Source organism: Streptomyces sannanensis (assembly GCF_039536205.1).
Classification (GTDB): domain Bacteria; phylum Actinomycetota; class Actinomycetes; order Streptomycetales; family Streptomycetaceae; genus Streptomyces; species Streptomyces sannanensis.
On the sequence record NZ_BAAAYL010000001.1, the window covers coordinates 4,442,351 to 4,463,972 of the forward strand.

The window sequence follows — 21,622 nt, forward strand, 5'->3', positions numbered from 1 at the left end:
CCCACGGTCCGGTACTGCCCACAACCGGGCAGCACCGCCGAAGGGGTCGCGCAGGGGGGTGCTTTCCGGGCCGTAAAACGTGATGTGTGACGCGCGACCGTGCCGGTCAACTCAACGGACCACGAGACCGCGCGGAGTATGGGGGCCGGGGCCCGCGGCGCAGCCGTCACGCCCCGAAAAACACAGCATGCCCGGCCCGGACAGCACCCCCGGAGCGGCACCCGGAGCGGCAGCCCCCCGGAGCCGCACTCGGCAACGGCAGCAACCGCCGCCGGCCGCACTCGGCAACGGCAGCGACCCCAGCTCAGCCGGCAGCGGCAGCAACCCGGAGCGGCAGCACCCCGGAGCCGCACTCGGCAACGGCAGTAACCGCCGCCGGCCGCACCCGGCAACGGCAGCGACCCCAGCGCACCCGGCAGCGGCAGCAACCCGGAGCGGCAGCACCCCGGAGCCGCACTCGGCAGCGGCAGTAACCGCCGCCGGCCGCACTCGGCAACGGCAGCGACCCCAGCGCACCCGGCAGCGGCAGCAACCCGGAGCGGCAGCACCCCGGAGCCGCACTCGGCAGCGGCAGCAACCGCCGCCGGCCGCACTCGGCAACGGCAGCGACCCCAGCGCACCCGGCAACGGCAGCAACCCGGAGCGGCAGCACCCCGGAGCCGCACTCGGCAACGGCAGCAACCGCCGCCGGCCGCACTCGGCAACGGGAGCGACCCCAGCTCAGCCGGCAACAGCAGCAGCCCCGGACCGGCAGCGACCTCGGCGGCGCTACGCCAGACCGCGGCGGGCCACCACAGGCTCGCGGTGGCCGGCGATGGACGCCACCATGTCCAGCACCTGGCGCGTCTCCGCGACCTCGTGCACGCGGTAGACCTGCGCGCCGAGCCACGCCGAGACCGCGGTCGTCGCGAGCGTGCCGATCACGCGCTCCTTGACCGGTCGGTCCAGCGTCTCCCCGACGAAGTCCTTGTTGGAGAGGGAGACCAGCACCGGCCAGCCCGTGTCGGCCATCTCACCGAGTCGACGGGTCGCCTCCAGGCTGTGCCGGGTGTTCTTCCCGAAGTCGTGGCCCGGATCGATGAGGATGCCGTCGCGGCGGACGCCGAGTTCCACGGCCCGCTCGGCCAGGCCCAGCGTCACCTCGAGGATGTCCGCCATCACATCCTCGTACTCGACCCGGTGCGGCCGGGTCCGCGGCTCGAAGCCGCCCGCGTGCGTGCACACCAGACCCGCGCCGTGGCGCGCGGCGACCTCGGCCAGCTTCGGGTCGACCCCGCCCCACGCGTCGTTCAGCAGATCCGCGCCCGCCTCGCAGACCGCCTCGCCGACCTCGTGCCGCCAGGTGTCGACGCTGATCACCACGTCCGGGTACCGCTTGCGTACCTCGGCGACGAAACCGACCGTGCGGCGTGCCTCCTCCTCGGCCGTCACCTCCTCCCCGGGACCGGCCTTGACCCCACCGATGTCGATGATGGCGGCCCCCTCCGACACCGCCTGCTCGACGCGGTGGAGGGCCGGTTCGTCGCGGAAGGTCGCACCCTGGTCGTAGAAGGAGTCCGGGGTCCGGTTCACGATCGCCATGATCACTGGCTCGTGCGGGCCGAACTCACGTCGTCCCAGCCGCAGCGGGCTACGCATCCCCTGTTTCCTCCTCGTACTAGGTCGCCTGCGACCTTAACCGCCGTCGGCGCATGGCACGATCGGAGCCAACAGTTTCCACCTGCCGGGGAGAGGCTCGTGTTCTGGTTCTTGCTGATCGCGATGGTCGTGGTGGTCGCCGCCGTGACGCTCGCCGTGGTGGGGGGCGGTGAGGACGCTGTGCTCCCCGACGCCGAACCCGAGCGGCTCGTGGACGCGCTGCCGGTGACCCGTCCGGTCGGCCGCGCGGACATCGACGCGCTGCGGCTGCCGGTCGCCCCGCGCGGCTACCGCATGGAGGAAGTGGACGATGTGCTGAGCAGGCTGGGCGCCGAGCTGGCGGAGCGGGACGCCCGGATCGCCGAGCTGGAGGCGGCCCTGGCCGGGGCGCCGGAGCGGAACCAGGAGGAGGAGTCGTGAGTGGGGGAGCCGTGCCCGGCCCCGACGGGCGGCTGCGCTGCCCCTGGGGTCTGTCCACCGAGGACTATGTGACGTACCACGACACCGAATGGGGCCGGCCGCTCCACGGTGACGACGCGCTGTACGAGCGCCTGTGCCTGGAGGCGTTCCAGTCGGGGCTGTCCTGGCTGACGATCCTGCGCCGCAGGGAGGGCTTCCGCAGTGCCTTCGACGGCTTCCGGATCGCGTCCGTGGCGGCGTTCACGGACGCGGACGCGGAGCGGCTGCTCGCGGACGAGGGCATCATCCGCAACCGCGCGAAGATCGAGGCGACCCTCGCCAACGCGCGGGTCCTCGCGGAGTGGGCCGAGGGCGAGCTCGACGAGCTGATCTGGTCGTACGCGCCGGATCCGGGCCGCCCGGCGCCTCTGACGACCGCCGACGTCCCGGCGGTGACGCCGGAGTCCACCGCGCTGTCCAAGGCGCTGAAGAAGCGCGGACTGCGCTTCATAGGGCCCACGACCGCGTACGCCCTGATGCAGGCGTGCGGCCTGGTCGACGACCACCTGAAGGACTGCGTGGCCCGGACGGGCTCGAACTGAGCCCGTCCGGGGCGTTGCGGGGGTCCGGGGCGGAGCCTCAGCGGCCCACGTACTTCGGCTTCTCCTTGGCCAGGAAGGCCTGCACCGCGATCCTGTGGTCCTCGGAGGCGCCCGCCTTCGACTGGAGTTCGTCCTCCTTCTCCAGCGCCTCGGAGAGGGAGTGGCCCGCGCCGTATGCCAGCGACTCCTTGATCGCCGCGTAGGCCAGGGTCGGCCCGTCCGCCAGGGTGCGGGCCACCGCGGCCGCCTCGGCGGCCAGGTCCGCCGCCGGGACGACCTTGTTCGCGATACCCAGTTCGTGCGCCTCCTGCGCGGTCACGGAACGCGGGAAGAGCAGCAGGTCGGCGGCGCGGCTCTGGCCGATCAGGCGCGGCAGGGTCCAGGAGACGCCGGAGTCGGCGGTGAGCGCGACGCCCGCGAAGGCCGTCGTGAACTTGGCGGTGTCCGCGACGATCCGGTAGTCCGCGGCGAAGGCGAAGCCCGCGCCCGCGCCGGCGGCGACGCCGTTCACGGCGGCCACTACGGGCTTGGGCATCTCGGTGATGGCGCGCAGGATGGGGTTGTAGTGCTCGCGCACGGTGCTCATCACGTCACCGTCCGAGCCGTTCAGGAGCTCGACGTGCTCCTTCAGGTCCTGGCCCACGCAGAAGGCCTTCTCCCCGGCGGCGGTGAGCAGGACGGCCCGCACCGCGGGGTCGGCGGCCGCGGACCGCAGGGCGTCCCGCAGGGCGACCTTGGCCTCGATGTTCATCGCGTTCATGGCCTCGGGGCGGTTGATCGTGATCGTCGCGAGCCCCGCGGTCACCTCGTAGAGCACGGTGTCGGCCATGGTGGTCCTCTCCAGTACGGTCGTCGTCGCGCCCAGCATGGCGGAGATCATCGACCGTGAACATGTGACCTGCGTCAAAGAATCGTGTTGTGGTGATCGGTATGCGGTGGCGCAGTATCGCAGGACGATCGCCGAATTGAGAGGTTTTGCGAAAGCGCGTTGCCCAAGCGATGCCGACTGATGTTGGTCATCGGGTCCTGCCATGCGGGATAATGGCCTGGAAGCAATGTGTTCGATGCCGGTGACACCTGGGTTGTCGGCTGCGATGAGCTGGTTTCAGGAAGGGGACGAGCATGGCGGCCATGAAGCCGCGGACGGGCGACGGCCCGCTCGAGGTGACCAAGGAGGGGCGGGGCATCGTCATGCGCGTTCCGCTCGAAGGCGGCGGTCGGCTTGTCGTCGAGCTGACTCCGGACGAGGCCGACGCCCTCGGCGACGCTCTGAAGAAGGTCGTCGGCTAGGACCGCGACCGTTCATACGTTTCACTGCCCCGGCGGCGTACGCACGCAGATGTGTACGCACGGCCGGGGCAGTGGCATTTCGGCCGTGCCACGGTCTTGAGGTCCTGTCCGGCCGATCATGCCGGGTTCGCGACGCTCCCCCAGCTATCTCCACCAACCACCTCCCCCAGCTACCCCGGGGGTGCCCCCAGGGCGCCCCCGGGCACCGCGCCTCTCCCCCGTAGCCCTTCGGGCACGGGAGGTGCCCCCATCGTTGTCGTCGGTCGCCGATGTCCCCCGGCTTCCTCTGGGGGTGCCCCCAGAGGTGCCCCCACCGCATGCGTGGACACCAGCCGCTGCGCGGCGGGCCCTCCTCCGCCTTGCGACGCACGGCACCACGGGGCATCAGCCGCTCCGCGGCGGGCCCTCGCTGATCCGGCCTGATCGACCGGACAGGGCCTGGTGCCCCTCCCGGCAACGTCGCGGCGTTCCCCAGCTACCTCTGGGGCTGCCCCCAGGGTGCCCCCGGGCACGCACGCTCGCTGCGTTGGCCGAAAACCCAAGGAGCGCTGCTACGAGGGTCTTCGGCCGCCGTGCGATCGCACGCACCGGATGCCGCCCCCTGACGGTGCCTAGAAGACTCATGAAGATCTTGGGTTCTGGCCCCGCCGCGTGAGCGGCGGGGCCAGACTCTTTCTCGTGGTGATGGGGGAATGGGCCGGGGAGACGGTCGGGCCGGATGTGTGGGAGACCTGCCGGGAGTTGATCCCGGCAGGCAGTGTGTTCGCGTTCCTGGCCGAGCATCGCGGCGCGCTGTTCCCGGCGGAGACGTTCGAGGACATGTACCCGTCGGCGAACGGGCGGCCGAGCATGCCGCCGCAGATCCTGGCCGCGGCGATCACGCTGCAGGCCCTTAACGGGCTGTCGGACTTCGAGACGGTCCAGGAGTTGCGGTGTGACCTGAGGTGGAAGGCCGCGTGCGGGCTGGGCCTGCACGACATGGCGTTCGATCCGTCGCTGCTGGCCTACTTCCGGCGCCGGCTGGCCCGCTCGGTGCGGCCGAACCGTGTCTTCGAGACGGTGCGCGAGGTGGTGAAGGCCACCGGTGTCCTCAAGGGCAAGCACCGGCGGGCGCTGGACTCCACGGTGCTGGACGATGCGGTCGCCACCCAGGACACCGTCACCCAGATCATCGCCGCCGTCCGCGCGGTAATTCGCGAGGTCCCCGGGGCCGCTGAGGTGGCAGCCGTGCAGTGCACCGCGCATGACTACAGCGACCCGGGCAAACCAAGGATCGCCTGGAATGACGAGCAGGCCCGCGCCACGCTTGTTGATGCCCTGGTCAGTGACGCGCTCAGGCTGCTCGGGCATCTGCCCGAGCAGGAGCTGGGCGAGAAGGCCGCGAATGCCGTCGGCATCCTGGCCCTGGTCGCCGGGCAAGACGTCGAACCCGCCGAGGACTCCGACGGCCGCGACGGGCGCTGGCGCATCACCCGTGGCACCGCGCAGGACCGGATGGTCTCCACCGTCGACCCCGAGGCCCGGCACATCCACAAAACCCGCACCCACCAGCAAGACGGCTTCAAGGCCCACCTGGCCATCGAGCCCGAGACCGGGTTATACACCGCCGTCGCCCTGCGGCCCGGCAGTGGCCCAGAGCACCACGAGGCCACCGTCGGCCTGGACCTTCTCGCCGAGGAGGACGGGCCGGTGGACGCCTTCGGCGACACCGCCTACTCCACCGGCGATGCCCGCCAGGCCCTCGAAGACGCAGGGCACCGGCTGTTCCTCAAGCCCGCCCCGCTACGGGCGGCCGTCCCCGGCGGCTTCACCCTGGACGACTTCGCCATCGACACCGCCGCCGCCACGGTGACCTGCCCCGCTGGACACACGGTCCCCCTGTCAGACCCCGGCGGACAGCACCACCAGCGCAAGGCGGCCTTCGGGAAACTGTGCGCCGGATGTCCCCTGCGCGAGCGGTGCACCAAGGCCAAGGCCGGCCGCATCCTGACCATCCGCCCACACCACGACCTGCTCGCAGCCGCCCGCCGCCAGGCCGCTACCGACCCCGACTGGCAAGCCGACTACCGCCGCTGGAGACCACCGGTCGAACGCGCCGTCGCCTGGCTCGTCCACCACGGCAACCGCAAACTCCGCTACCGCGGAACCATCGCCAACGACACCTGGCTCCACACCCGAGCCGCCGCCCTCAACCTCCGCCGACTGATCAACCTCGGACTCACCCGCACCGGCGACACCTGGCACCTCGCCCCGGCCACCGGATGACCAGAAGGGCCGCCCGGCCTCCGGCCGGACAGCCCCTCAACAAGATCTTCATGAGTCTTCTAGGGCGTGTTTCGAAAGTCCCGCCTGGTCGGGAACGCCCGGCACGCACGCTCGCCGCGTTGTCGGTCGTCGGCGCAGCCCGCTGCGCTCTCCTCCCTCCGCCTTGCGATCGCACGCACCAGACGCCCCCGACCCCGCCCTCCGGGCGGACGACGCTACTTTCGAAACACGCCCTAGCCGCGCCGTACCGCGCAGAGCAGCCCGTCGCCCACCGGCAGCAGCGACTCCGCCAGGTCCCGGCGCTCCCGGACCGTGCGCAGCAGTTCCCGCAGGGTCACCACCTCCGCCGCCTGGACCCCGGAGTCGACCGTGCGGCCGTCCGCGAAGACGCCCTCGAAGCAGACAAGACCCCCTGGTCGCAGCAGCCGCAACGATTCAGCGAGGTAGTCCAGGCACTCCAGCCGGTCGCCGTCGCAGAAGACGAGGTCGTATCCGCCGTCCGCGAGCCGCGGCAGTACGTCGAGGGCGCGGCCGGGGATGAAACGCGCCCGGTTCCCGGCGAACCCGGCGGCGCGGAAGGCCTGCCTGGCGAACTGCTGGCGGGCGGGCTCCGGGTCGACGGTGGTGAGCACCCCGTCGGGGCGCATGCCCTGGAGCAGATAGATCCCCGAGACCCCTGTCCCGGTACCGATCTCGGCCACCGCCTTGGCGTCCGTGGAGGCCGAGAGCAGTCGCAGTGCGGCGCCGGTCCCCGGGGACACCGAGGGCACTCCTGCCTCCAAGGCCCGGTCGCGGGCCCAGAGCAGGGCATCGTCCTCGGCGACAAAGGCGTCGGCGAACGCCCAGTTCGTCTGCCGGTTGGCGGTAATGGCCCTCTCCTGTCCCCTTGGTTGGCGCAACGGTGACTGTATCCGCTGCGCAGGGGAACCCGCAGATGGGACTGCGCGTTGAGAAGCCGTGGGAGACGTGGACAGCGTTCTCCAAATACTCGTAAAGATTCTTATCCGGAACTAACGGGCGAGGTGGCTATGGTAGGGGCTCCACTGGACACCACCAGAGCCGACAGGGGAGGTGCGGCTGCGGCCGGTGATCGGGGAGGAGCGTTCAGACGCTTCTTCAGATCGGCCGGCGAGCCGAAATCCGTGACCTACATTGCTGACCGTTCCCGCCCGTCCGACTCCGTGACTACCGCGACCTTCGCATCGGATGCGGGGGCGTGGACTCCCCCCAGCTGGGAGGAGATCGTCAGCACGCACAGCGGCCGGGTCTACCGACTCGCGTACCGCCTGACCGGCAACCAGCACGACGCGGAGGACCTCACCCAGGAGGTCTTCGTGCGGGTCTTCCGCTCGCTGTCGTCGTACACGCCGGGCACGTTCGAGGGGTGGCTGCACCGCATCACCACCAACCTCTTTCTGGACACGGTCCGTCGTAAGCAGCGGATCCGCTTCGACGCGCTCGGCGACGACGCGGCCGAGCGGCTGCCCAGCCGTGAGCCGTCCCCGCAGCAGGCCTTCCACGACACGCACTTCGACGCGGATGTGCAGCACGCGCTGGACACGCTCGCGCCCGAGTTCCGTGCCGCCGTCGTGCTGTGCGACATCGAGGGGCTGTCGTACGAGGAGATCGCCGCGACGCTGGGCGTGAAGCTCGGCACCGTGCGCAGCCGCATCCACCGCGGCCGGTCGCATCTGCGCAAGGCCCTTCAGCACCGCTCGCCCGAGGCCCGGGCCGAGCAGCGCGCGTTCGCCGGAGCGATGGTCGCCGGGGAGGTCGGAACGGCGTGAGCAGTACTGGCCCGACCCCCGCGGAGCAGCATCTGGGGGACCGGCTCGCCGCCCTGGTGGACGGCGAGCTGAGCCATGACCACCGCGAGCGCGTACTGTCGCACCTGGCCACCTGCCCCAAGTGCAAGGCCGAGGCCGACGCTCAGCGGCGACTCAAGAACGTCTTCGCGCAGAGCGCTCCGCCGGCGCCCTCCGAAGGACTTCTCGCACGCCTCCAGGGGCTTCCGGCGGGCCCGGGAGGTGACGACGACGGCACCGGCGGACCATTCGGCGGGGGGCGCCTCACCGGCGGCGTCTTCCCGGTGAGTTCCGTCCTGCCGGACGGGTCCGCCGACCGCGGCTTCCGGATCCACGAGGTCGGCCGGCCGGACACGGAGCGGTCCGGACGGCGCGGCCGCAGGTTCGCGTTCGCCGCGGCGAGCGCGGTCTCCTTCGCCGCGATCGCGCTGGGCGCGTCGCTGCCGGTGAACGGGCCGGTCGAGATCGCCGCCAAGGGCAAGGGCGCCCCGATGCGCGCCGGCGCCGGAACGTCGTCCGTCCCGAGCGCCGGCACCGGCACGGAGAGCAACCGCCGCCGCGGCTCGACGAGCGTTCCGGTCACCGGCCTCGGCGACCGGACGGCCCCGGCCGTGCCGGCCGTATCGCCCGCGCCGAGCCCGTCGTACGGCGTGCTCGCGGCGGCGGGGACGGTGCAGGGACCGCAGCTGGTCCGCCCGTACTCCGCTTCGCTGCTCACCCCCTCGGTGACGCCGTCGCTGGTACGGCCCGTGGGAGTGGCCCCGTCCGAGCGGGTGTCCCTTTCGCGGCCGAGTTCGCAGCAGCTCCCGCCCATGCGCTGAACCTGGTTGAATCCAGGGAGAGGTGCCCGGCGGGGCACGCGGGCACGTTGCGGGGAGAGCATGGACGAGGGGAAGCCCACCGGGCCGAAGCCGAAGTGGTGGAGCCGGCCGGCCCACCACGCCGCGGGCGAGACGGAGCTCCCGCCCACGGACACCCCCGACGCCTACCCCCTGGCCCCACCCGCACCGGCCGTCCATGCCGTGATGCCGACCGCGCAGGCCGCCGTGCCCGCCCAGCCGCAGGCGAACCCGTCCGCGGCCCCGGACAGCGCGCCCCCGGTGCCGCCGCACGTGGACTCTCTTCCGGCACCGGACCCGGGTGACGAGTCCGTGGCTGTCACGGCTCCGGTGGTGCCGCAGATGGAGTCGCCGCACGCCGATCCGGCCACTGATCCCGTCACCGGCACCCTGCCCGGACGGGAGGGCGACGCACGGCCCCTGCACGATCCGGACCCCTACAGCACGCCGCCCTACGGCAAGCCCGGGCCCTGGGCGCTCGCGCCGCCCGTGCAGCGACCGGTGCCGCCGCAGGCCCCGATGCAGGTTCCGGCGGCGCCCCAGGTGTCGCCGTGGATGCATTACGACCCCTGGGCCGCGCCCGGGCAGCAGCTGCCGCTGACACAGCCCGACACCGGTGCCGCACCCAAGCGGCGGCGCGGCGCGCTGCTGCTCGGCGCGGTGCTGCTCGCCCTCGTCGCGGGCGGTATCGGCGGCGGCGTGGGCGCGTACATCGAGCGCAACGGAGGTGTCACCGAGGTCGAGCTGCCGCAGGCGGGCCGGGAGAGCACCGGCCGGGCGCCCGACAGCGTGGCCGGGATCGCCGCCAGCGCCCTGCCCAGTGTGGTGACGCTGCACGTCAGCGGCAGCGGCGAGCAGGGCACCGGAACCGGCTTCGTGCTCGACACGCAGGGCCACATCCTGACCAACAACCACGTCGTCGACCCGGCCGGCTCGAACGGGGACATAACGGTTACTTTCAGCAGCGGCGAGACCGCACGGGCCGAGCTCGTCGGCAAGGACAGCGGCTACGACCTGGCCGTGGTCAAGGTCAAGGGCGTGTCGGGGCTGAAGCCGCTGCCGCTCGGAAACTCCGACAACGTCCGGGTCGGCGACCCCGTCGTGGCCATCGGCGCGCCGTTCGACCTCCAGAACACCGTGACGTCCGGCATCATCAGCGCCAAGCAGCGTCCGATCACCGCGGGTGGCGAGAAGGGCGACGGCAGCGACGTCAGCTATGTCGACGCACTGCAGACGGACGCGCCGATCAACCCCGGCAACTCCGGCGGACCGCTGGTGGACTCCAAGGCCCGCGTCATCGGCATCAACAGCGCCATCCGTGCCGCGGACACCGGCTCGGGCCTGGACGGCGGCGGCCAGGGCGGCAGTATCGGCCTCGGTTTCGCGATCCCCATCAACCAGGGCAAGCGGGTCGCCGAGGAACTGATCAGCACCGGCAAGGCCACCCACCCGGTGATCGGTGTCACCCTCGACATGAAGTTCACGGGTGACGGCGCGCGCGTGGGCACCGAGGGCGCCGAGGGCAAGCCGCCGGTGACGCGCGGCGGCCCGGCCGCGAAGGCGGGCATCGCCCCGGGCGATGTGATCACCAAGGTGGACGGGCAGCGGGTGCACAACGGCGAGGAGCTGATCGTCAAGATCCGCGCGCATCGCCCGGGCGACCGGCTGGAGCTCACGGTGGAGCGTGGCGGCAAGGTGCGGACGCTGACGCTGACTCTCGGTTCGTCGGACGGCACCTGACGGCCATGTGAAGGTACCGCGGGGACATATTCGCCGGGTACCGTGGTGCGGGGCCGGCGCCCGTCCGTCCGGCCGCGGAGTCCGCGGGGAACACAAGGAGCAGCAGGTGTTCAATGACATAGGCGCACTCGAGCTGGTGACGCTCGTGGTCCTCGCCGTACTCATCTTCGGCCCGGACAAGCTGCCGAAGGTCATCCAGGACGTCTCGCGCTTCATCCGCAAGGTCCGCGACTTCTCGGAGAGCGCCAAGCACGACATCCGTACCGAGCTCGGACCCGAGTTCAAGGACTTCGAGTTCGAGGACCTCAATCCGAAGACCTTCATCCGGAAGCAGCTCACGGAGAACGAGGACCTGAAGGAGATCCGCAGCAGCCTGGACCTCCGCAAGGAGCTGTCGGAGGTCGCCGACTCGGTGAACGGCACGCCGAGCCCGGCCCCCTCCGGTGGCTCCGACCTGCTGACGAAGCGCGACCAGCCCGCTCCGGGTGAGCGCCCGCCGTTCGACTCCGACGCCACCTGATCCGCCGGAGTCCGGGGGAGGCGGATCCGGGTGGCTATTCTCCATAGGTCCTGTGCGACCTATGGATCGAGGAGGCGGCCGGCCAGATGGAGAGCACGAGTCGGGCGGAGGCGGTGCCCGCGGCACGGTGGGCGGCGGCCGACGGCTATCTGAGCGCGACCTTCCCCTGGTACGGGCTGGACGAGGCGTTCACCGGACCGCGTCGGCTGATGCAGGTCGGCATGGCGGCGGACGGTACGGTCCAGCACGGTTCCACGGGTCACGGCGACGAGCCGACGATACGGCCCGACGGCACCCAGGAGCGTGAGCGTTTCGTGGTCGTCGTGACCGTCGCTGCCAGCCCGGAACAGCGCAGCGGTGACGGTACGGGCACGCTGGAGGCCACCACGGTCTCGTCCGCCGCCTGGCTGGCCGCTACGGGGCTGCTCTCCAGTACCTGGCCCGAGGGGCTCGACCACGCCCTGCGCAGCGAGTGGCTGGACCAGCAGACCGAGGCCGCATGGGAACTGGCCGATGATCTGGACGGACCGGACTGGTCGACCCTGTCGCTGCCGGTCGACGGCGTGCCGACCACGTTCCACTACCTCGAGTCCGAGTTCGGCTGGGTGCTGGCCGGGTCGACGCGGGCGGGGGTGCACATCGGGGCGTACGGGCGCGGCCTGAGCGCGTACGGGCTGGGCTTCTCGGTGATCCAGGACATCACCGCGTACGGGTGACGGACGCGCGTACGGGAAAGGGCGGCCCCTGGTGGCGGTTTCCAGGGGCCGCCCTTTCGCCGAGTGGTCGTCAGAACTTGTTGCGCGGGGTGATGCCCAGCGACATGCCCGACAGGCCGCGCTGACGGTTGCCCAGCTTGCCGGCGATGGCACGCAGGGCGGAGCCGGCGGGGGAGTCGGGGTCGGTGATGACGACGGGCTTGCCCTCGTCGCCGCCCTCCCGCAGCCGTACGTCGATCGGGATGGAGCCGAGCACCGGCACCTCGGCGCCCGTGGTCCTGGTCAGCCCGTCCGCGACACGCTGTCCGCCGCCCGTGCCGAAGACGTCGACCATTTCGTCGCAGTGCGGGCACGGCATGCCGGACATGTTCTCGACGACGCCGACGATCTTCTGGTGAGTCTGGACGGCGATGGAGCCGGCCCGCTCGGCGACCTCGGCGGCGGCCTGCTGCGGGGTGGTGACGACCAGGATCTCGGCGTTCGGCACCAGCTGGGCGACGGAGATCGCGATGTCGCCGGTGCCCGGTGGCAGGTCGAGGAGGAGCACGTCCAGGTCGCCCCAGTACACGTCGGCGAGGAACTGCTGGAGCGCGCGGTGCAGCATCGGGCCGCGCCACACCACGGGCGCGTTGCCCGGGGTGAACATGCCGATCGAGATGACCTTCACGCCGTTCGCCTGGGGCGGCATGATCATGTTCTCGACCTGGGTGGGCCTGCCGTCGACGCCCAGCATGCGGGGCACGCTGTGGCCGTAGATGTCCGCGTCGACGACGCCGACCTTCAGACCGTCCCGGGCCATCGCGGCCGCGAGGTTGACCGTGACGGAGGACTTGCCGACTCCGCCCTTGCCGGAGGCAACGGCGTACACCCTGGTCAGCGAGCCGGGCCTGGCGAACGGCACCTCGCGCTCGGCCTGGCCACCGCGCAGCGAGGCCGCGAGCTCGCGGCGCTGCTCGTCGCTCATGACGTCCAGGGAGACCTCGACGCGGGTGACGCCCTCGACCCGCTCGACTGCCTCGCTGACGCGCTTGGTGATGGTCTCGCGCATGGGGCAGCCGGAGACCGTGAGGTAGACAACGACGGAGACCGCACCGTCCGAGCCGATCTCGACCGATTTGACCATGCCGAGGTCGGTGATCGGCCGGTTGATCTCGGGGTCGTTCACCGTCGCCAGCGCTTCGCGCACCGCGTCTTCGCCGGGGGCAGCGCTCGTTCCCGATTCGTTCTGGTTCAGCCCGGATGGGGGCACCTCCCAGGCCGAAGGCTCTGGGGGAGTGTCGGTAGCCATGACCCGATGGTACGGCGCGTAAGGGGCCCCCCGGAAAGCCGTCTCAGCGGTCGCCTTCGTCACTCCCGTGACCGCCCTCGGAACTCCCGTGACCGCCCTCGGACGGGAATACGGGCCGGCGCTCGTCCAGCTCCCTGATCAGATCCTCGATCTCGGAGCGGATCCAGTCGCGGGTGGCGACCTCGCCGAGTCCCATGCGCAGCGCCGCGACCTCCCGGGTGAGGTATTCGGTGTCGGCGATGGAGCGCTCGTTCTGTTTGCGGTCCTGCTCGAGATTGACCCGGTCCCGGTCGTCCTGGCGGTTCTGCGCGAGAAGGATCAGCGGGGCGGCGTACGAGGCCTGGAGCGACAGGGCCAGCGTCAGAAAGATGAACGGGAACTGGTCGAAGCGCAGCCGGTGCGGCAGGACGGTGTTCCAGAGGATCCAGATGATGATCGTCAGGGTCATCCAGACGATGAACCGTCCCGTGCCGAGGAAACGCGCGATCCGCTCCGAGAGCTTGCCGAACGCCTCCGGGTCCCATTCGGGCACCCATTTGCGGCGCGGCGCCCTCGGCACATCCAGCCGGACCCGCGCCGAGGGGCGCTCCTGGACGCGCTCGGTCCGCTCAGTGGGCATGCGCGGCCCCTTCCATCCCGGGGAAGTCCGCCTCGCGCCAGTCCTCGGGCAGGAGGTGGTCGAGCACGTCGTCCACGGTCACGGCGCCGAGCAAGGAGCCGCTCTCGTCCACGATCGGGACGGCGACCAGGTTGTACGCGGCGAGATAGCTGGTCATGGCGGGTAGCGAGGCGTCCGGCGCCAACGGCGGCAGATCGTTGTCGACGACCGAGCTGACCAGCGTGAACGGCGGCTCGCGCAGCAGCCGCTGGAAGTGTGCCGTGCCCAGGTACTTGCCGGTGGGCGTCTCGTCGGGAGGCCGGCACACATACACCTGCGCCGCCAGCGCGGGGGACAGCTCGTGCTGCCGTACACGGGCCAGCGCGTCCGCGACCGTCGCGTCGGGCCGCATCACGATCGGCTCGGTCGTCATCAGACCGCCCGCGGTGCGTTCCTCGTACGACATCAGCCGACGCACGTCGGCCGCCTCGTCCGGCCTCATCAGCGTCAGCAGCCGTTCCTTGTCCTCCTCCGGCAGCTCCGAGAGCAGGTCGGCGGCGTCGTCCGGGTCCATCGCCTCCAGGACGTCCGCGGCCCGCTCGTCCTTCAGCTTGCCGAGGATCTCCACCTGGTCGTCCTCCGGCAGCTCCTCCAGGACGTCCGCGAGCCGGTCGTCGTGGAGGGCGGCGGCCACCTCGGCGCGCCGCTTGGGGGAGAGGTTGTGCAGGACATGGGCGAGGTCGGCCGCGCGCAGCTGTTCGAAGGTGGCCAGCAGGCTCTCCGCTCCCTGCCCCTCCTCCTGCAGCGAGAAGCCGGTGACGGCGGACCACTCGACGGTCAGTGTCTCGCCCCTGCGTCCCAGCACTCCGCCCTTTCCCCGGCGTACGAAGACCTTGTCGATCTCCCAGTCGCGGCGGGACTGCAACTGGTGGATCGCGACATCCAGGACGGTGACCTCGTCGCCGGTCTCCACCAGCTTCACCCGGCGGTCCAGCAGCTCGCCGAGGACCAGGCGTTCGGTGGGGCGCTGCTCGAAGCGGCGCATGTTGACCACGCCCGTGGTGATGACCTGGCCGGACGAGACGCCGGTCACGCGGGTCATCGGCAGGAAGATATGGCGTCGGCTGAGCACCTCGACGACCATGCCGAGCAGCCGCGGCGGGCGGCGGCCGACCCGGAGCATGGCGACGAGATCGCGGACCCGGCCCACCTGGTCGCCGTTGGGGTCGAAGACGGCGACTCCGGCGAGGTGCGAGACGAAGATACGGGGGGCGCCTGCCGGCATGGTGAGCGCCTCCTTTGCCGGAAAAGCCCTGTTTGTGAGCTTCAGGCTAGCCCGTACCGGTCCGGTACGCCCGAGTGAGGCGTCCGTCCGGCTCTCTGCCGAGTGGCGTAGACGGCTCGGTTACGCTGCGGTCTGCCGACACCGACGTCCGTACGAGAGGCAGTGCGCAGGTGACCCCTTTCCCCCGGGCCCGTTCCCGACGTCGTCGCCGGGCCGTTTCCGCCGTCGCCCTCTGTGCGGGGCTGGCCGTGGCGCTCACGGGATGCGGGGAGAAGGCCGACCCGGACAAGGGGACGAACGGCGTGGGCAAGCTGTCGGCCGAGGCGATCGAGGCCAAGGCGCGCAAGGCGGCCGAGGGCGCGGACGCGGTCCGGCTGTCCGGGACGCTGGTCAGCAAGGGCGCTTCGTACACGATCGACATGCGGCTGAAGGACGACGGCGGAAGCGGCTCCGTCACGTCCAAGGACAGCACCTTCGAGCTGCTGCGCATCGGCGACGAGCTGTACATGAAGGCCGACGCGGGCTTCTGGATCCATGAGAACGACGAGGACAGCGAGTCCGCCGCCGGCAAGCTCGACGACAAGTACGTGAAGGTGCCGTCCGGCGACCCCGTGTACCAGCAGCTGCGCGGCTTCACCGACAAGGACGTCCTGCTGGACGGGATACTCGGACTGCACGGCAAGCTGTCCAAGGGAGACCGGGCGAAGGTGGCCGGGTTCCGTACGATCAGGATCACGGGCGGCGAGAAGGCGCAGGGCGGGGCGCTGGACGTCTCGCTCGACGGTGTGCCCTACCCGCTGCGCTTCCGGCGCGCGGGCGGAGCGGGCGAGCTCCAGCTCACCGACTGGGACACGGACTTCCCGCTGACGGCCCCGTCCAAGGCCGCCACGGTCGACTACGGCGGTGAGCTCCCGAAGACCTGAGATGCGGCGATCTCCACGCCCTCCTGAGCCAGGGCCTTGGCCTCCGCCGGATCGGCGTGGGCCGGCGCCTCGGCGAGCAGCAGCCGCCATGGGCACCACCCCGTATTGCGCATCTGCCGGATTGCCGCATACGCACAGACGCACCCCCTCCGGGGCCGCCCGACGCGGTGCCCCGGAATGCAGCCCGTCCTGGGAGCACCCCTGGGAGCACCCCTGGGGGCACCCCTGGGGGCGCCCCCAGCGGTAGCTGGGGGAGGTAGCTGGGGGAGATCGAGGACGGACACTCCGGCTCAACCGGGTGGAGTAGGGATAAGAGCCGGCCCGTGCGGCGTTCGAGCCGGAGGTGCCCCAGGCGCGCCGCGCCCCCACATGGAGCGTCACCGCCTCGCGCGTCAGCCCTTCGCGCGGCGGCGCTTCAGCAGCAGCCGCGGCAGCGCCGCGGGAATCGGCCGGCGCGTGACCGCCGGCGACGGCACCGGCGCGGCCGCCAGCGACCCGGAGGGCATCTCGCCGACCTGTCCCCGCGGCTCGAGACGGAGCAGCCTGCACTCCTGAGCCCAACGCTCGGTCATCCGCTCGCCGTCCGGGGCGTTGAGCCGCTTGCCCTTGAGCTCACCGATGGCTTCCTGCCACTGGTCCGTGCGCGGTGTGATCATGGTGACGGAGGCCGTCCAGGCGACGATCCTGCCGCCCTTGTCCTTGCTGCGCACGGTCACCTCGGCGGTCCCGCCGTGGGTGAGCCCGATCAGCGACTGCTCCCCGGGACCGTCGCCGACGACGTACGCGGCGCCGTCGTGCCAGACGTGCCAGAGCGCCCGGGCCGGGCCGGTGGCGCCCCGCACCCAGATGAGGCCGGACTTCTTGGTGGCCTCCTCGACGAGGGCCTGCTCGAGCAACGTCAGCGTCATGCCCACACGATAGCCGTCGGCTCAGAGCCAGCCGTTCCGCTTCAACGTGCGGTGGATGGTGAGGCAGACCGCGACGATGCCGCAGAGCACCATCGGATAGCCGTACCTCCAGTGCAGCTCCGGCATGTGGTCGAAGTTCATGCCGTAGATCCCGCAGACCGCCGTCGGCACGGCGACGATCGCCGCCCAGGACGTGATCTTGCGCATGTCCTCGTTCTGCGCGACGGTCGCCTGCGCCATGTTCGCCTGGAGGATCGAGTTGAGCAGTTCGTCGAAGCCGACGACCTGCTCCTGCACCCGGGCGAGGTGGTCGGCGACGTCCCGGAAGTACTTCTGGATGTCCGGGTCGACCAGCCGCATCGGCCGCTCGCTGAGCAGCTGCATCGGCCGCAGCAGCGGCATCACGGCCCGCTTGAACTCCAGCACCTCACGCTTGAGCTGGTAGATCCGCCCGGCGTCGATACCGCGAGGGCTGCCCTTCGCGGGCGCGGAGAAGACCTCGATCTCGACCTCGTCGATGTCGTCCTGCACGGCGTCGGCGACCGCGAGATAGCCGTCGACGACCTGGTCGGCGATGGCGTGCAGAACGGCCGAAGGCCCTTTGGCGAGCAGCTCGGGGTCGTCCTGGAGACGCTTGCGCAGGGCTCGCAGGGAGCCCTGGCCGCCGTGCCGGACGGTGATGACGAAGTCGGGCCCGGTGAAGCACATGACCTCGCCGGTCTCGACGACCTCGCTCGTCGCGGTGAGTTCGGCGTGCTCGACGTAGTGGATGGTCTTGAAGACTGTGAACAGCGTGTCGTCGTAGCGCTCCAGCTTGGGCCGCTGGTGCGCGTGCACCGCGTCCTCCACGGCCAGCGGGTGCAGCCCGAACTCCGCGGCGATACCCGCGAATTCGGCCTCGGTCGGCTCGTGCAGCCCGATCCAGGCGAAGCCGCCGCCCTCATGGACCCGGCGCATGGCCTCACGCGGGGTGAGGGAGACGAGGTCCGGCATCCGCACGCCGTCGCGGTAGACGGCGCAGTCGACGACGGCGCTGCTCGCCGAGGGGTCGCGCGTGGTGTTGTAGTCGTTGTACGGCGTGTTGCTCTTGCGCAGCGACGGGCGCACGGCTGCACGCAGGTCACGGATCATCGACATGGCGTACTCCTTCGCGGAGGGGCCGTCGGTGCGGCGTGGCGCAGCCCGGAACACGGGCGTAGACACAGCTCAGAGCGCGGTGACGGCGTTCGCTACAGACACGGGTGAGGCAATGCGAGGTGCTCTTCCGTCGTGCGAGATGCCATGGGCCGTCAGTGGCCTTGGATCACTGGAAGCACAGGGAGCGCTGGTGATGCGCGGAAGAGCGGGTGGTACTGCACGATCGACTTCGATCCATCGCAGCCCCACCTCCTCCGGCCGGTCCCCCGTGGGGGATGTCCTGTCGCCGGAGCCGGAAGTGCCCCCCGGCTACTTCTGGGAGGTGTCCGATGGCGTACTGCCCCGACCAGTGGCCGAGCCTATCAGCCGACTGAAGGCCAAACCCTTACTTTGCCCGTTCGTTAAGCCTTCTATGCTCACTCCATGGGAGAAGTTCTTGCTCTGGTCGATGCCCGGTTGCGTACGGCACTGGGCGAGCCCGACGCGCGCGCCGCGGTGACCTTTCTCGGTGCGGACCGGATCGAGGTGCTGCGCTTCATCGACGGGGACGTCGTCCGGTACGCCACCCTCGGCATGTCCGGGCAGCCGATGAACGACCCGAAGGACCTGATGGCCGACCCGGTGCGCGGCCCGCGCGCCGAACTGGTGCTCTCGGTGCGGACCGGGCCGGCCGACACGGACAAGGTGCTGCGCCCGCTGGCCGTACTCGCCTCCTCGCCGCAGGTGGAGGGAGTGATCGTGGCCCCCGGAGCCTCCCTCGACCTCGGTGAACCGTTGTGGCCCGGTGCACCGTTCAGCTCCGTACTGGTCGCCGAGCCGGGCGGTCTGGTGGCGGACCTGGAGCTGGACGAACTCATGGACCCGGTGCGGTTCCTGCCGCTGCTGCCGATGACACCCAACGAGGCGGCCTGGAAGCGGGTGCACGGTGCCCAGGCGCTCCAGGAGCGCTGGCTGACGCACGGCACGGACCTGCGTGATCCGCTGCGCGGGTCCGTGACGCTGGACTGAAACTCGGGCTGGACCGGACTCGGGACCGAAACGTGCCGGTTGCCGGAACGCCGTCGACGTCCAGACGGGTGATCGTCCTTGACGTCGCGGCTGACGGGTAGGACCGTTGACCCCTATGAGGGGCGAACCCAGTTGCCCGAAGTGCGGAGGCCGGGTCAGGGCGCCCGGTCTCTTCGCGGACTCCTGGCAATGCGATGTGCACGGGACCGTGCATCCGCTGCAGCCCGTGGTCCCGCCCAGCGTCGAGGCCCTCGAAGTCGTGGTGCACCGTGCCAGGGTGCCGGTGTGGATGCCCTGGCCGCTGCCGATCGGCTGGCTGTTCACAGGTGTCGCGCAGGCAGGTGACGACCGCACCGGCGCCCGCGCCACCGCCGTGGCCTGCTCGGGCCCCGGTCCGCTCGGCGGCATGGGCGAACTGCTGCTGGTCGCCGAGGAACTGGGGGTCGGGCTCGGCGCGAGGTACGCCGGCATCGACGGACCGGACCCCGGTCCCTCCATGCGCGTGGACCGGCCGCCCGCGGTCAAGGTCTGCGCGGGCGGCCGGCCCACCCCGCTGTGGCATGTCGAGGGGTCCCCCGACGACCGCGCGGTTTTCGCCGGGGAAGCGCGCGGGCTGTGGCTGTGGGCGATCGTCTGGCCCGAGCAGTCGGGGCTGCTGATGTACGACGAACTGGTGCTGACCGACCTGAGGGACGCCGGGGCCGAGGTGGAACTGGTGCCGTGCGGGGCGCTCTCCCCGCGGATTCTGTCCTGACTCCCGTTGTGTTCTGACTCCTGCCGATCGGTGCCGATCCGAGCGCGTCTGTGCCGCGGTTATGCTGGGGTGTCCCATTTTTCGGCCGCTAGCCCTGGAGTGATGAGTCGTGCGCATCGACCTGCACACCCACTCCACGGCCTCCGACGGTACGGACACCCCGGCCGAGCTGGTCCTCAACGCCGCGGCCGCCGGACTGGACGTCATGGCGCTGACCGACCACGACACGGTCGGCGGCCACGCCGAGGCCATCGCCGCGCTGCCGGAGGGGCTCACCCTCGTCACCGGCGCGGAGCTGTCCTGCCGGCTCGACGGCGTCTCGCTGCACATGCTGGCGTACCTCTTCGACCCCGCCGAGCCCGAGTTGGCGCGCGAACGCGAGCTGGTACGCGACGACCGGGTGCCGCGCGCCCGGGGCATGGTCGCCAAGCTCCAGGAACTCGGCGTCCCGGTCACCTGGGAGCAGGTGGCCCGTATCGCGGGCGACGGCTCGGTCGGCCGTCCGCATGTCGCCTCCGCGCTCGTCGAACTGGGCGTCGTCGAGAGCGTCTCCGACGCCTTCACTCCGGACTGGCTCGCGGACGGCGGACGCGCGTACATCCAGAAGCACGAGCTTGACCCCTTCGAGGCGATCCGTCTCGTCAAGGCCGCGGGCGGAGTCACCGTCTTCGCGCACCCGCGTGCGGTCAAGCGCGGAGAGGTCGTCCCGGAGGACGCGATCGCCCGCCTCGCCGAGGCAGGCCTCGACGGCATCGAGGTCGACCACATGGACCACGACGCGGCCACGCGCGACCGGCTGCGCGGCACCGCCGCCGATCTCGGCCTGCTGGCCACCGGCTCCAGTGACTACCACGGCAGCCGCAAGACGTGTGTGCTCGGTGAATACACCACCGACCCCGAGATCTACGGCGAGATCACTCGCCGCGCGACCGGCGCGTTTCCCGTGCCCGGCACCGGGGGACACCCCCGCGCCTGACCGCCCACCGTTCGGTGGGCCTGGGGGCACCTCCCAGCACCAGCTGGGGGAATGTCCGTCCTCAATTTCCCCCAGCTACCTCTGAGGGTGCCCCCAGGGTGCCCCCAGGACGGGCTGCAGCGTGACGTTTCGCGTTTCGGTGAGCCCGGTGGCACCTCCCAGCGGCAGCCGGGGGAATGTCCGCCCTCACACCTGCCGTCCTTCAGACGCGGGACGGGCTTGACGCAGTCCGCTCCTCCCGCACAGCCCCTCACTTCGCAAGGCCCTCACGTGTTCGACCTCGCCCTCTTCGGGTCCCTCTTCCTCACCCTCTTTGTCATCATGGATCCCCCTGGGATCACCCCGATCTTCCTCGCCCTCACGACCGGGCGGCCTGCCAAGGTGCAGCGCCGGATGGCCGGGCAGGCGGTCGTGGTGGCCTTCAGCGTGATCGCCGTCTTCGGCCTTCTCGGCCAGCAGATCCTCGACTATCTGCACATATCCGTACCGGCCTTGATGATCGCCGGTGGTCTGCTGCTGCTTCTCATCGCACTCGATCTGCTGACCGGCAAGACCGACGAACCCAAGCAGACCAAGGACGTCAATGTCGCGCTCGTGCCGCTGGGCATGCCGCTGCTGGCCGGTCCCGGCGCGATCGTCTCCGTGATTCTCGCCGTGCAGAACGCGAACGGCGTCGCCGAGCAGGTCTCCGTCTGGGCCGCGATCGTCGCGATGCACCTCGTGCTGTGGCTGACCATGCGCTACTCGCTGCTGATCATCCGTGTCATCAAGGACGGTGGTGTGGTGCTGGTGACCAGGCTCGCCGGCATGATGCTGTCCGCGATCGCCGTTCAGCAGATCATCAACGGTGTCCTCCAGGTGATCGAGCACGCCTGAGTGCCGACGGAACGGACGACAGCGCCCCCGCACGGAGATCCGTGCGGGGGCGCTC

The 21,622-nt window shown here is 71.0% G+C and carries 23 protein-coding genes; 14 read left to right on the forward strand and 9 right to left on the reverse strand.

Translation table 11 applies throughout. The features are described 5' to 3' along the window. Positions 1–768: 768 nt before the first annotated feature. A complete protein-coding gene (gene folP / locus ABD858_RS21075) occupies positions 769–1,638 on the reverse strand; it encodes a dihydropteroate synthase (protein WP_345039895.1) in 870 nt (289 codons plus the stop codon). Positions 1,639–1,737: 99 nt separating this feature from the next. On the opposite strand from folP, the gene ABD858_RS21080 reads away from it, so the two are divergent. Then, entirely contained in the window at positions 1,738–2,058 is a 321-nt protein-coding gene (locus ABD858_RS21080) for a DivIVA domain-containing protein (RefSeq protein ID WP_345039897.1), read from the forward strand. Continuing rightward, a complete protein-coding gene (locus tag ABD858_RS21085) occupies positions 2,055–2,639 on the forward strand; it encodes a DNA-3-methyladenine glycosylase I (protein ID WP_345039899.1) in 585 nt (194 codons plus the stop codon). The genes ABD858_RS21080 and ABD858_RS21085 overlap by 4 nt, the downstream gene beginning before the upstream one ends. A 37-nt stretch (positions 2,640–2,676) precedes the next feature. On the opposite strand, the gene chcB is transcribed toward ABD858_RS21085, so the two are convergent. Then, positions 2,677–3,468: a 2-cyclohexenylcarbonyl CoA isomerase gene (gene chcB / locus ABD858_RS21090; RefSeq protein WP_345044741.1), complete on the reverse strand. Its 792-nt coding sequence runs from the start codon at positions 3,466–3,468 to the stop codon at positions 2,677–2,679. 293 nt (positions 3,469–3,761) lie between these two features. Here chcB and ABD858_RS21095 point away from each other — a divergent pair, with 293 nt between their 5' ends. Both ABD858_RS21095 and ABD858_RS21100 read left to right on the forward strand, forming a co-directional pair. After that, positions 3,762–3,929, forward strand: coding sequence for a DUF3117 domain-containing protein (locus ABD858_RS21095; RefSeq protein WP_003966491.1), 168 nt, complete (start codon positions 3,762–3,764; stop codon positions 3,927–3,929). 684 nt (positions 3,930–4,613) lie between these two features. Then, complete coding sequence (locus ABD858_RS21100) at positions 4,614–6,194, forward strand: IS1182 family transposase (protein ID WP_345044323.1); 1,581 nt, start codon at positions 4,614–4,616, stop codon at positions 6,192–6,194. A 233-nt stretch (positions 6,195–6,427) separates the two neighbouring features. Here the strand turns inward: ABD858_RS21100 and ABD858_RS21105 are convergent, their stop codons facing one another. Next, positions 6,428–7,093, reverse strand: coding sequence for an O-methyltransferase (locus ABD858_RS21105; RefSeq protein ID WP_345039902.1), 666 nt, complete (start codon positions 7,091–7,093; stop codon positions 6,428–6,430). 129 nt (positions 7,094–7,222) lie between these two features. Between ABD858_RS21105 and sigE the strand changes: the two genes are divergently transcribed. The 5 genes from sigE to ABD858_RS21130 all read left to right on the forward strand — a co-directional run bounded on the left by sigE (position 7,223) and on the right by ABD858_RS21130 (position 11,814). Next, a complete protein-coding gene (gene sigE, locus ABD858_RS21110) occupies positions 7,223–7,981 on the forward strand; it encodes an RNA polymerase sigma factor SigE (RefSeq protein WP_345039905.1) in 759 nt (252 codons plus the stop codon). Continuing rightward, a complete protein-coding gene (locus tag ABD858_RS21115; protein WP_345039907.1) occupies positions 7,978–8,820 on the forward strand; it encodes an anti-sigma factor family protein in 843 nt (280 codons plus the stop codon). Before sigE ends, ABD858_RS21115 begins: the two co-directional genes overlap by 4 nt. Positions 8,821–8,880: 60 nt before the next feature. Then, positions 8,881–10,578 (forward strand): trypsin-like peptidase domain-containing protein, encoded by a 1,698-nt coding sequence (locus ABD858_RS21120; RefSeq protein ID WP_345039909.1) that lies wholly within the window; start codon positions 8,881–8,883, stop codon positions 10,576–10,578. Between the two features lie 106 nt (positions 10,579–10,684). Then, positions 10,685–11,098 carry a sec-independent translocase gene (locus tag ABD858_RS21125; RefSeq protein WP_345039911.1) on the forward strand — a complete coding sequence of 138 codons (414 nt, stop codon included), beginning with the start codon at positions 10,685–10,687 and terminating at the stop codon, positions 11,096–11,098. A gap of 86 nt (positions 11,099–11,184) precedes the next feature. After that, positions 11,185–11,814: a hypothetical protein gene (locus ABD858_RS21130; RefSeq protein WP_345039912.1), complete on the forward strand. Its 630-nt coding sequence runs from the start codon at positions 11,185–11,187 to the stop codon at positions 11,812–11,814. Between the two features lie 70 nt (positions 11,815–11,884). On the opposite strand, the gene ABD858_RS21135 is transcribed toward ABD858_RS21130, so the two are convergent. The 3 genes from ABD858_RS21135 to ABD858_RS21145 are packed head-to-tail and all read right to left on the reverse strand — an operon-like array spanning position 11,885 to position 14,985. Further along, complete coding sequence (locus ABD858_RS21135) at positions 11,885–13,102, reverse strand: Mrp/NBP35 family ATP-binding protein (protein ID WP_425586233.1); 1,218 nt, start codon at positions 13,100–13,102, stop codon at positions 11,885–11,887. A gap of 43 nt (positions 13,103–13,145) precedes the next feature. Next, a complete protein-coding gene (locus ABD858_RS21140; RefSeq protein ID WP_345039914.1) occupies positions 13,146–13,721 on the reverse strand; it encodes a DUF1003 domain-containing protein in 576 nt (191 codons plus the stop codon). Next, positions 13,711–14,985, reverse strand: a complete 1,275-nt coding sequence (locus ABD858_RS21145; RefSeq protein WP_345039915.1) for a magnesium transporter MgtE N-terminal domain-containing protein — start codon at positions 14,983–14,985, stop codon at positions 13,711–13,713. Before ABD858_RS21145 ends, ABD858_RS21140 begins: the two co-directional genes overlap by 11 nt. Before the next feature lie 170 nt (positions 14,986–15,155). Here ABD858_RS21145 and ABD858_RS21150 point away from each other — a divergent pair, with 170 nt between their 5' ends. After that, positions 15,156–15,908: a hypothetical protein gene (locus tag ABD858_RS21150; protein ID WP_345039917.1), complete on the forward strand. Its 753-nt coding sequence runs from the start codon at positions 15,156–15,158 to the stop codon at positions 15,906–15,908. Here the strand turns inward: ABD858_RS21150 and ABD858_RS21155 are convergent. The 3 genes from ABD858_RS21155 to ABD858_RS21165 all read right to left on the reverse strand — a co-directional run bounded on the left by ABD858_RS21155 (position 15,881) and on the right by ABD858_RS21165 (position 17,953). Then, positions 15,881–16,021, reverse strand: coding sequence for a hypothetical protein (locus ABD858_RS21155; protein WP_345039919.1), 141 nt, complete (start codon positions 16,019–16,021; stop codon positions 15,881–15,883). The two genes, ABD858_RS21150 and ABD858_RS21155, sit on opposite strands and share 28 nt — an antisense overlap. A 279-nt stretch (positions 16,022–16,300) precedes the next feature. Beyond that, positions 16,301–16,816, reverse strand: coding sequence for a hypothetical protein (locus ABD858_RS21160; protein WP_345039921.1), 516 nt, complete (start codon positions 16,814–16,816; stop codon positions 16,301–16,303). A gap of 21 nt (positions 16,817–16,837) precedes the next feature. After that, positions 16,838–17,953 (reverse strand): magnesium and cobalt transport protein CorA, encoded by a 1,116-nt coding sequence (locus ABD858_RS21165; protein WP_345039923.1) that lies wholly within the window; start codon positions 17,951–17,953, stop codon positions 16,838–16,840. 423 nt (positions 17,954–18,376) lie between these two features. Between ABD858_RS21165 and ABD858_RS21170 the strand changes: the two genes are divergently transcribed. The 4 genes from ABD858_RS21170 (at position 18,377) to ABD858_RS21185 (ending at position 21,567) form a co-directional block, all read left to right on the forward strand. Beyond that, positions 18,377–18,961 (forward strand): suppressor of fused domain protein, encoded by a 585-nt coding sequence (locus ABD858_RS21170; RefSeq protein ID WP_345039926.1) that lies wholly within the window; start codon positions 18,377–18,379, stop codon positions 18,959–18,961. Positions 18,962–19,076: 115 nt separating this feature from the next. Then, positions 19,077–19,715 carry a DUF6758 family protein gene (locus ABD858_RS21175; protein ID WP_345039928.1) on the forward strand — a complete coding sequence of 213 codons (639 nt, stop codon included), beginning with the start codon at positions 19,077–19,079 and terminating at the stop codon, positions 19,713–19,715. Between the two features lie 109 nt (positions 19,716–19,824). Further along, complete coding sequence (locus ABD858_RS21180) at positions 19,825–20,691, forward strand: PHP domain-containing protein (RefSeq protein WP_345039930.1); 867 nt, start codon at positions 19,825–19,827, stop codon at positions 20,689–20,691. A 270-nt stretch (positions 20,692–20,961) separates the two neighbouring features. Further along, on the forward strand, positions 20,962–21,567 hold the full coding sequence (locus tag ABD858_RS21185; RefSeq protein ID WP_345039933.1) for a MarC family protein: 606 nt from the start codon (positions 20,962–20,964) through the stop codon (positions 21,565–21,567). Positions 21,568–21,622: the final 55 nt, after the last annotated feature.